Source organism: Streptomyces sp. NRRL S-495, from assembly GCF_000966955.1.
Lineage (GTDB): Bacteria > Actinomycetota > Actinomycetes > Streptomycetales > Streptomycetaceae > Kitasatospora > Kitasatospora purpeofusca.
This window is the reverse complement of sequence record NZ_JZWY01000049.1, coordinates 1-206: the sequence shown is the minus strand read 5'-3', so window position 1 is coordinate 206 and position 206 is coordinate 1. Positions and strand designations below refer to the sequence as shown.

At 59.7% G+C, this 206-nt stretch carries 1 tRNA gene; it reads left to right on the top strand.

Annotation, left to right across the window (positions count from 1 at the left end):
* Nucleotides 1-39 precede the first annotated feature (39 nt).
* Nucleotides 40-113 (top strand) — tRNA-Cys (locus VR45_RS04000).
* The last annotated feature ends 93 nt before the right edge of the window (nucleotides 114-206 follow it).

Below are 206 nucleotides of genomic sequence, written 5' to 3'. Positions count from 1 at the left end.
GACGAAGGACAGTGTAAGATCGTCCTTCGAGTGTTGCCTGGTGGAGTGGCCGAGAGGCGAGGCAACGGCCTGCAAAGCCGTGTACACGGGTTCAAATCCCGTCTCCACCTCCAAGAGGATCACCCGGTTCTTCCGGGTGTCCTCCCCGCGCGATTAGCTCAGCGGGAGAGCACTACCTTGACACGGTAGGGGTCACTGGTTCAATC